This is a genomic window from Streptomyces sp. NPDC059582 (genome assembly GCF_042735715.1).
Taxonomy (GTDB): Bacteria; Actinomycetota; Actinomycetes; order Streptomycetales; family Streptomycetaceae; genus Streptomyces.
Genome location: NZ_JBHWCC010000082.1, coordinates 21599 through 30201 on the forward strand (window position 1 = coordinate 21599; position 8603 = coordinate 30201).

10 protein-coding genes and 1 pseudogene are annotated in these 8603 nt (G+C 64.6%); 4 read left to right on the plus strand and 7 right to left on the minus strand.

From position 1 onward, the window contains the following. Nucleotides 1-109: 109 nt before the first annotated feature. A complete protein-coding gene (locus ACFV0T_RS39635) occupies nucleotides 110-481 on the plus strand; it encodes a hypothetical protein (protein ID WP_385790020.1) in 372 nt (123 codons plus the stop codon). Between the two features lie 136 nt (nucleotides 482-617). On the opposite strand, the gene ACFV0T_RS39640 is transcribed toward ACFV0T_RS39635, so the two are convergent. Both ACFV0T_RS39640 and ACFV0T_RS39645 read right to left on the minus strand, forming a co-directional pair. Further along, complete coding sequence (locus ACFV0T_RS39640; RefSeq protein WP_385790022.1) at nucleotides 618-995, minus strand: hypothetical protein; 378 nt, start codon at nucleotides 993-995, stop codon at nucleotides 618-620. Between the two features lie 79 nt (nucleotides 996-1074). Continuing rightward, a pseudogene (locus tag ACFV0T_RS39645) lies at nucleotides 1075-1710 on the minus strand (IS256 family transposase); the annotation flags it as partial. Between the two features lie 417 nt (nucleotides 1711-2127). On the opposite strand from ACFV0T_RS39645, the gene ACFV0T_RS39650 reads away from it, so the two are divergent. Then, nucleotides 2128-2595: a hypothetical protein gene (locus ACFV0T_RS39650; protein WP_385790023.1), complete on the plus strand. Its 468-nt coding sequence runs from the start codon at nucleotides 2128-2130 to the stop codon at nucleotides 2593-2595. A 239-nt stretch (nucleotides 2596-2834) separates the two neighbouring features. Here the strand turns inward: ACFV0T_RS39650 and ACFV0T_RS39655 are convergent, their stop codons facing one another. Further along, nucleotides 2835-3101, minus strand: coding sequence for a hypothetical protein (locus tag ACFV0T_RS39655; RefSeq protein WP_385790024.1), 267 nt, complete (start codon nucleotides 3099-3101; stop codon nucleotides 2835-2837). Nucleotides 3102-3497: 396 nt separating this feature from the next. On the opposite strand from ACFV0T_RS39655, the gene ACFV0T_RS39660 reads away from it, so the two are divergent. Beyond that, the gene (locus tag ACFV0T_RS39660; RefSeq protein ID WP_385790036.1) at nucleotides 3498-4346 is read left to right on the plus strand and encodes an LppX_LprAFG lipoprotein; all 849 of its coding nucleotides are present in this window, start codon (nucleotides 3498-3500) and stop codon (nucleotides 4344-4346) included. 204 nt (nucleotides 4347-4550) lie between these two features. On the opposite strand, the gene ACFV0T_RS39665 is transcribed toward ACFV0T_RS39660, so the two are convergent. Beyond that, nucleotides 4551-4916, minus strand: coding sequence for a hypothetical protein (locus ACFV0T_RS39665; protein WP_385790025.1), 366 nt, complete (start codon nucleotides 4914-4916; stop codon nucleotides 4551-4553). A 180-nt stretch (nucleotides 4917-5096) separates the two neighbouring features. After that, a complete protein-coding gene (locus ACFV0T_RS39670; protein ID WP_385790027.1) occupies nucleotides 5097-5315 on the minus strand; it encodes a hypothetical protein in 219 nt (72 codons plus the stop codon). 650 nt (nucleotides 5316-5965) lie between these two features. Between ACFV0T_RS39670 and ACFV0T_RS39675 the strand changes: the two genes are divergently transcribed. Then, nucleotides 5966-6337 (plus strand): GIY-YIG nuclease family protein, encoded by a 372-nt coding sequence (locus ACFV0T_RS39675; protein WP_385790028.1) that lies wholly within the window; start codon nucleotides 5966-5968, stop codon nucleotides 6335-6337. Nucleotides 6338-6628: 291 nt separating this feature from the next. On the opposite strand, the gene ACFV0T_RS39680 is transcribed toward ACFV0T_RS39675, so the two are convergent. Together ACFV0T_RS39680 and ACFV0T_RS39685 are read right to left on the minus strand one after the other, a co-directional pair. Next, complete coding sequence (locus ACFV0T_RS39680; protein ID WP_385790030.1) at nucleotides 6629-7339, minus strand: Crp/Fnr family transcriptional regulator; 711 nt, start codon at nucleotides 7337-7339, stop codon at nucleotides 6629-6631. Nucleotides 7340-7407: 68 nt separating this feature from the next. Then, nucleotides 7408-7692 (minus strand): hypothetical protein, encoded by a 285-nt coding sequence (locus tag ACFV0T_RS39685; protein ID WP_385790032.1) that lies wholly within the window; start codon nucleotides 7690-7692, stop codon nucleotides 7408-7410. Nucleotides 7693-8603: the final 911 nt, after the last annotated feature.

Here is an 8603-nt window from a genome sequence, read left to right on the forward strand (position 1 = left end):
GCCGTGGTCAGTTGTGGGGGTGCAGGTTGGATGCCGGGTGTACGCGAGTACCTTGGCAAACCCCAAGGCTGACAGGAGGGCGAGACCTGTGCAGATAGCCGGAGTCGACTTGTACGTCAACAACCCGGTCATGGCTTTGGGGTCCCCGGACTGGATTCGCGATGACCTGGAGTTGGAGGGCGCTCCCGCTGCATCCTCCGACACTCACGTCATTGTCCGTGTACAAGCACAGACGGTTCTGATCAAGGTGCGGTTGTTCCGAGACCACGGTCAGGCTGTCGCCGCCGATCCGTCATTTACCACGGTCTTCGACGGGTCGCTCTACTTGGCAGACCGGCGCTTCGTGATCGGTGACGTGCTGGGAGAGAGCCGCTTCGTCAAGTACATCGGGGGACCGCAACGGTGGTCGGTGCGGGTGGCAGTCGATGATCCGAAGGGGCACGCGCGTGCTGCCGACGTGGTTCTTGGAGTCGAGGAGTAGAGCGACTCCCCCGTCAATACTGCGTGCGAAGGCTGACACCAGCGGCTGACACCAACAGGCGCGAACAGCAGCGATCGGCGCCGGACCTCAGTGGACGATCGGCCGAGGCGTAGGACCGGTTGACCGAGAGTAATTGTCAAGAGTTGTGGCTCGCGTGATCTGATCTGGTAGTTGGAGGCATCAGCCGCGACGCCCCAGCGAAGAAGACCAGAGCCACCGTTGCTCCTGCTGCCGTCCCCAGCGCATCCACTGCAATTCGGTCCCAGTGCGGTCGTGCCAGGTCCGTCAGAACGAACACGACGGCCGAGCCCGCGAAGGTCGCGGCAGCGCCCGCGGCCCAGTGCCGGTGCCGGTCCCAGAACCAACGCACCAGGAGCATCACGACGGGCGCGGCGATGGGCAGCGTCGGCTCGTCGAGGACGTTGAGGATGGAGTAAGCCACTCCGCAGACCGCCCAGCAGAGTGCCATGACCCGTGCTGTCTCGCGCCAGGGAACTCCTCGTATTTCACTCATCGAGCCTCCTCCGGCGCTGTGTGTTTCCAGGTGAGTGGAGCACGTGGGTTCGAGTTGTTGTCAAGGTCTGGTTGATCAATCAGGCGACGCGGATCTCGGGGCGTTCGACGAGGTGGCCGTTCTCGAACCTGGCGCCGGAGCGGACCAGGGGCACCAGGTGGGCGCCGGTGATCGCCCGCCAGCGGGCCTGAGCCGACTCGACGAGCTTGAACACCATCGCCAGGGCGGCGGCCGGGCTGCCGGCCCCACGGGTGACCTTGGTGCGGAGCTTGACCGTGGAGAAGGTCGACTCGATCGGATTCGTGGTCCGCAGGTGAATCCAGTGCTCGGCCGGGAAGTCGTAGAACGCCAGCAGCTCCTCCCGGTCCTCGGTGATCTTTGCGACGGCCTTAGGCCACTTCGCGCCGTAGGTCTTCGCGAACGCCTCGATCGCCTTCTCGGCGTGCGCGCGGTCCTCGGCGTTGTAGATCTCCTGCATCGCCTTCGTCGCGCCCGGCTGTGCGGACTTCGGCAGGGCGTTCGAGACATTCCGGGCCTTGTGGACCCAGCACCGCTGGTGGCGGGCAACCGGGAACACCTCGGCCAGCGCCTTCCACAGCCCCATTGCGCCGTCACCGACCACCAGCTCCGCGTCGCGCATGCCGCGTCGGCGGCAGTCGCGCAGCAGGTCTGCCCACGACTCGGTCGACTCCCGCAGCCCCTCGGCCAGCGCGAGGCGCTGGGCCGTCTGTGGGCCGTCCGAGGGCAGCCGTCGGCGACGGATGACGACAGGCGACGACAGTCCTTCCCCTGCTCAGCGATGGTGGCCTCGGCGCCCGCGCAGGCACCCATCGGCGAAGCACAGTTGAGGAACATCAGCAGTCCCCGTGCCACATTCGTGCCAGATCCAGCGGGGAGCCACGGGGAACGGCGGTGGCTGACGGGTGGCTGACCCTTGGTTTGCCCATGTGGACAGTTCGCAGGTCAGAGCGGCACTCCCCTCACCTCGCTCCTAAAGCGGGTGTCGCAGGTTCGATGCCGGGGGCACCTCAACGGCGGCGGTGCCGTGGCGGGCGTCGTCCGCCCATTGAGCCGTCGACCTAATAGCCGGCCTGCGGGGGACACCACAGGCCCGGAGCTCTACGATTCCGCCGTGAGCTACGACATCTACTTCCTCAACCGGCGCCCAGACCAGTCCTGGGACGAAGCTCTCGAAGAGCTGGAGGAGGACCAGGACGTAGAGGTCGAGGGACTGGTACCGCCTGAGCTCATCGAAGCGTGGGACCGCATCGTTCCACGGGCCCGTGACTTGCTGGGCGAGATCGAACTCTTTGAGAACGGCGAGACGTGCGAGCTGACGCACCACGCCACCGGCATCCAGGCTTCAATCTTCATCGACGAAGTAACGATCACGGTTCCGTACTGGCACACGGGCGACGAGGCGGAACGCATTCTGGGCTTGGTGTACGCACCGGCGGCGATGATCGAACACGAGACCGGCATGGAAGGCTACGACCCACAGGTGGAGCGCCCGATCTCTGAGCTGGCTCCCCAACAGGGCGTTACCGTCATGTCTGCGGCTTCAGGCGATCTCCGCAAGCGCTTCGGCAACGACTCCTGAATCCCAGGCTGTCGTTGGACCGTCCGAGGACAACGGATGACAGGGATACGACCTCTTGGACTCCCCAGGCTGAGTTCCGTTCCGGCTGTACAGCAGCGGAATACAGCAACCACAGCAACCGACGGTGCCCAGCGGTGCCCATCAGCACCCTTCCGGCAGCCTGTATGACCGCCGATGACCGATCCCTGTAGAGCTACGGATCAGAAGTGATGGCATCGCCGCGTATCGCGCCGAGCCCATCACATCTCCGGACCCCAGCGCTCCGGCCCGACGCCGCGCCAGTCGATCCACGGCGCCTCCGCGACCTCCGCCGGGTCGATCTCCAGCCCGGCGCGGCGAAGGAACTCAGCGACGTCGACCACGTTGTGGGCCAGGCCGAGGATCTCGCCATCCACGCGTACGCGCCGGCTACCCGTGGGGGACGGCGGATGCACGATCACACGTATCGGGCCGGACCTCTCTCCAGAATCATCCGGGATGTACGACCCCGCACTCCGGCCCGTCATTCAGATGCCGAATTAGCTCGGTACGGCCAGGGCGCTCGGCGAGCTGCCGGTGGGTAGCGCTCCATTCCTACTGCGCCTGGGCCAGGTCGGCGGGAAACGATCGCATGGCTAAATTCAAGCATGCGTTCGATTTACTCGTCCATCGGTGCTGCCCGGCAGCTGGTCACCCAGGTACCGTGCCGATCATGATCGGACACGCCCCCAGCGGCGCCTCCGGTGTCGTGCCAGAGGCGTGCCAGATCGTAGGGGGAACCACGGGGAACACCGGGGCCGCCGGAAGCGGGCGAGCGCGTCTGACGCGCATACCTCACAAACCCCCAGCAGACCTCAGGACACACCCCGAGTTAGGCTCACGGCCGTGGCATGGATCTGCCATCCATCTTGGGGGTTGTTGGAATGTTTGTTCTTGTTTCCGTACCGCGCAGAGTGATGAGCGTGACGTTCGCGGCCGTACTGCTCGCGGGGGGATCGGTTGCCTGCGGAGGCGGTTCCAAGAGCGATTCCGCGGTTGTAGACCCACCCAAGGTGATTCCTGCGGCAGCCGTGGCGAAGGCGGCGAAGAACTCCGCGGACATCACGTCACTCCACTATCGGATCAGCGGGACCGTGCCGGCGAAAGGCCGTCTGGAGGCCGAGGCTTCCATGAACACACAACCGCTGGCGATGAGTATGAAGATGACTGCTGCGGCTGACCAGGGCGGGCACGGCCAGCTGGAGATCCGGTTCGTCGACGAGGTGATGTATGTCGGCGGGAGTGGGATGCGTTCCGAGAAGCTGAACGGCAAGAAGTGGCTGAGCGCTGCGCCAGCCATATGGGGACGCAGCGCGGTAGACAACCAGTCCTACGGCGTGCTGCCCAGTCAGCTGCAGGGAAGCACAACTACGCAGTCCACGCTTCTGACCGGGTCCAAGGACCTGCGACTGATCGGCACTGAGACGGTCGACGGCGCCAGGACCACGCACTACAAGGGGACGGTCAACGGCGACGGCCTGATTGGAGAGCGCCTGGATCAGTTCATACAACTGGAAGTCTCCGACCCGCTCACCATGGACCTGTGGATAGACGGCGACGACCGCACCAAACAGTTCCGTATGCGGGCCAAGCACAACGACATGCTTGCCGGCACCGGAGACGGGCCGCTCGACCTGACCATCACCTTCCTCGACATCAATCAGCCTGTGACCATCAAGGCCCCGCCGACCAAGGACACCGCCCCACTCGCGGACAACGCGCAAGAAGGCTGAGCATCGCCTGGGCGGCGGAGAACGCCTGACACGCTAGCCCCGTCTCAGTTTCAGTCTCATTCAGCGCCGTTCATGGTGGTTCAGACGAGACCCGAAGCCGTCCCAGCGCCGACCCCCAGCCGCCCATGAACCCAGGTGAACGCCCCCGCACACAGTCCACCGCCCCACCACCACAGTTGGAAAGCGTGTTGGCGCTGCAGAGCTTCAGCAGGCGTCTGGCCGTGGTGGGCCCGGTTGGGTCTGCCGCACGCCGGTGCACGCCACCAGCGTGCTGCTGTCCTCGTCGAGGAACAGCATGAAGATCCAAGATCCGTCGGCAGTCCGGATCTGGCCCAGGCGCACCGGGCGGCCGTATAGGTCGAGGCGTTGTACGGCCCGGGCCAAGCCGGAGGTCTCGATGCCCCTCCGAAGGGTGTGACGGAGTCGGCGTCCGTAGACCGTCGCGAGCGACTTGGGTGACGTCGTTCCGTCCCAGACGACGTAAGAAGCGCCGGCGCGGACTGCAGCCAGAGCGGCCGATGACGTGTCGTCGCCACCGCCCAGCAGCTGTTCGAGCTGTTCCCGTTCCATGACCACACCCCCGGTCGGGATCCTGCTCTACAGCAACGAAGTACAGCAACCCCAGCAACCCCAGCAACCACCACCGGCCGCCAAGCCGTTGCCCGCAGCCTGTGTGACCTCCAATGACCGTTCTCTGGCAGAGCTACGGATCAGAAAGTGATGGCATCGCCGCGTATCGCGCCGAGCCCATCACATCTCCGGACCCCAGCGCTCCGGCCCGACGCCACGCCAGTCGATCCACGGCGCCTCCGCGACCTCCGCCGGGTCGATCTCCAGCCCGGCGCGGCGAAGGAACTCAGCGAGGTCGACCACGTTGTGGGCCAGGCCGAGGATCTCGCCATCTACGCGTACGCGCCGGCTACCCGTGGGGGACGGCGGATGCACGATCACACGTATCGGGCCGGACATGCCTTCAGAATCATCCGGGATGTACGGCCCCGCACTCCGGCCCGTCATTCAGATGCCGACGGAGCTCGGTACGGCCAGGGCGCTCGGCGAGCTGCCGGTGGATAGCGCTCCACTCCTACTGCGCCTGGGCCAGGTCGGCGGGAAACGATCGCATGGCTAAATTCAAGCATGTGTTCGATTTACTCGTCCATCGGTGCTGCCCGGCAGCTGGTCACCCAGGTACCGGGCCGATCATGATTGGACACGCCCCCCAGCAGCGCCCCCAGTAGAGGTCGTGCCAGAGGCGTGCCAGATCGTAGGGGGAACCACGGGGAACACCGGGGAATCAACGACCCCACCCGCCAGGCGTCGACGCTCTTGAGTCGCAGGTCAGCCCCGCAGTGAGCCCCAGAACACCTCAGCTTCCCAAGCTGATGTCACATGTCAGCCTCGGCCAGTAGCCTGCGACGATCAGTCGTGGCACGTCTGGAGGCTTCGTGGAAGCTATCGCTCTCGTCAGTCCCGATAGGTTGTGGTCGGCACAGGAGGTCTTGGTGCGTCCGAGCCCTGTCCCAGCGGCGGCAGGGGTCTATGGGTGGCACTTCGAGCAGTCGCCCCACCCGGACCTGGACGCCGGGCGCCTGCTCTACGTCGGCATAGCCCCGCGGTACATGGCGAGTCGACCCAGCACACAGAACCTGTGCAAGCGGGTGCGCAACCATTACCGGGGCAATGCGGCCGGCTCGACTCTGCGACTCACCCTCGGATGCCTGCTCGGACTTGAGCTACGCCGCGTGGCCAGCGGTAAGAAGATGACCTTTGGCAAGGTCGGCGAAGCCACGCTGAGTGTGTGGATGGCGGACAACGCGCGAGTCTGCTGGATCGAGCACGACGAACCGTGGGTCTCGGAATCACAGCTCATCTCCCAACTCGACCTCCCCTTGAACCTCGACCAGAACCGCCGCAATGCCTTCCACGCCAGGTTGAAGGAGCTGCGGGCGCAAGCGCGTCAGCGAGCCCGTGAGTTGCCCATCAGTTCGTAACCCATCGAGTGGGCCGCAGAGCCGTTGTCTGGGCCGTCCCTGGGCCGTCCGAGGTTGCTCAACAGCGGCCAAGGACGACCAACGTCGACCACCAGGAGCCCGAGCCCACCGCCCCTGACCAGCAAAAACCCAGCTCCCCAAGATCTCCGGCAAGACCCAGGGCAAGAAGAAGTAAGTCGACGTCCTCGACATGGCAGACGAAGGGCCGTTCCTCCGGAAGGTGGTGCCGGAGGAACGGCCCTTCGCTGTGTCGATGTGTGGCCTGCTTGACGGCTGGAGTCGATCAACCGGCTATTTGTCGCTCGCTACTTCTTTGAGCACTGCAGGGTCTGTGATCCTGTAAAGGCGATTCGTGCGACCGGGCCCCGACGAGGCCTTCGCTAGTGCCCCCTCCCTCCGCAGATCGGCCAGCGCGTTTTCCACCGAAGACAGACTGATCCCCAGAGCATCGGCGATGTCAACCTGCGTGGGCCCCTCCACGTAGTCGTGTACACCAGAGTCGATCGGACGCCACTTTCCGCCGGACTGATACCTCCTCCAATCCTCGGTGAGATGAAGTAGAAGAGCGGCCACACGAGTTGCTGGGCGGACCTGCCTGCGCGTGCCGTACACGGTCTCAGCCGCGTGGAGGCGCCTGGCGCTCATGTTCCCGAGTGCGAGAAAGAGCCCTGGGTGCTGCCCAGCGATCTCATGCAGGTCCAACCTGCTGATGGACAACATCAGGCCAGCGGTCGTCAGAACCATGCTCCTGCTCCCCGCGGGCACCCTGCTTTCGCCGGTCCAGTCACCGAACATCGCCATGTCCCGCCACAGCCGCACCGAGCCGTCCGGGAGTTCCTCCCGGACACAGCCGTAATACAGGAAGTGGACGATGGCCCTTCTCTTTTTGGTGAAGCACCAGTCCAGCCGGTTGAGGGGGCGCAGCCTTGCTCGTCGTCCGATGTCAGCGAGGGTGGTGTCTGGCAGTCCGAACGGAGCAAACATCATCTCTGCTGCATCCATGACCGGACGCCGGACAGTGCGACCGCGCAGAACCGGTTGTGTGGGGACCGACTCACCCACCATTTCCGTCACAGGACGGACGGATTCGACGCGTCCGTCGATGGCAGCGCCGCGGGCTGATGTGGAGCCGTTTCAGAGGCACTGGGAGGCACCGGCGGCGCAACTGTCTCAACCGACGACTGCTCGGACTGGTTCAAAAGAGCGCCGATCGGCTGGAGGGCGCCGACCAGCGCGGCCAGAGCGATGAGCACAGCGGCGATGCGTGCCGGAGCGTTGGTCAGGCGGTGGACCGCGTACCCGGCCACAGCCAGAACGGCAAGAGTAACGATCAAGAACGTTCGGTGCGCATCCATGGCGCCCCCTTTTCTGAGCACAACTTGTTACGGAAGGGCTTCGGATTGGTAGATTCCGAAGCCGTTCCGTATTGGCTTTGGGCCGACCTATCGGCTAATGGGATCAGAATAAGGCATGCACAGGATGGTGCAGTAATTTCAGAAAAGAGGAACCATGGATTCCGGACCGGCGACTATGGCGAGTCGGATTGTCTGCAGCTCGTGCCGCACCGGTGATTGGCGGTCTAGCTGCAACAGGGCCCCCGCCGGGAGGCAGGGGCCCCAGAAGCGCCGGGTTCCGGGCTACCACCCCCGGAAGAGTCCAGCGTGACTGATACGACCCAAAGCCAATAAGCCCGTCTCAGCCCCAACAGGATATCTACCCTGGCACCAAAAATAGTCTGGAACCCCTTCTTGTAGGGGTTCCAGGGCACTAAAAAAACGGAAAACCGTTATTCGGTGGCGCAGAACCCCCATTGGAAGGGGTTTCTTGGCGGCCCCCGGTCTTCAGCCATCCCCCGGCGCCACGCACGAGACACCAGACCCGGCACGGAGTGGTCGATCCGGTACTCGACCTAGTGCAAACGGGGCAGCGGAGGCGCGTAGTTCACACTCGCCAGCCCTGAAATACCTCGGCAGTTCCCAGCCCAGAGTGCGGGGACGGGAAGAGCAAGCGCCGCAAGCATTGAGGCCGAGGCAGGGCTGAGTGTCTAACTGCGTGACAACGCCGACGAACAGCGGCGAACGTCTGCGGACCATCAGCGCAGGTGAGAGGCGCACCAGTTCAAGGCAGCGCCCCCAGCCGAGTTGCTTCGGAACGAAGCAGTCCCCTCGCTAAGACACCGTTTCTGATGGCGTGATCGTTCGTTGATCCGTGCATGACGGATCTGGTTGAGCGGCTGGTGCCCGATGAGTTGTGGGTGCTGTTCCGG

Bases quoted from the DNA above. Each gene is read 5' to 3' on its own strand.
- ACFV0T_RS39640 (WP_385790022.1), bottom strand. From the start codon at position 995: ATGAGTGAAATACGAGGAGTTCCCTGGCGCGAGACAGCACGGGTCATG.
- ACFV0T_RS39660 (WP_385790036.1), top strand. From the start codon at position 3,498: ATGTTTGTTCTTGTTTCCGTACCGCGCAGAGTGATGAGCGTGACGTTC.
- ACFV0T_RS39680 (WP_385790030.1), bottom strand. From the start codon at position 7,339: ATGGATGCAGCAGAGATGATGTTTGCTCCGTTCGGACTGCCAGACACC.
- ACFV0T_RS39675 (WP_385790028.1), top strand. From the start codon at position 5,966: ATGGCGAGTCGACCCAGCACACAGAACCTGTGCAAGCGGGTGCGCAAC.
- ACFV0T_RS39670 (WP_385790027.1), bottom strand. From the start codon at position 5,315: ATGTCCGGCCCGATACGTGTGATCGTGCATCCGCCGTCCCCCACGGGT.
- ACFV0T_RS39665 (WP_385790025.1), bottom strand. From the start codon at position 4,916: ATGGAACGGGAACAGCTCGAACAGCTGCTGGGCGGTGGCGACGACACG.
- ACFV0T_RS39655 (WP_385790024.1), bottom strand. From the start codon at position 3,101: ATGACGGGCCGGAGTGCGGGGTCGTACATCCCGGATGATTCTGGAGAG.
- ACFV0T_RS39685 (WP_385790032.1), bottom strand. From the start codon at position 7,692: ATGGATGCGCACCGAACGTTCTTGATCGTTACTCTTGCCGTTCTGGCT.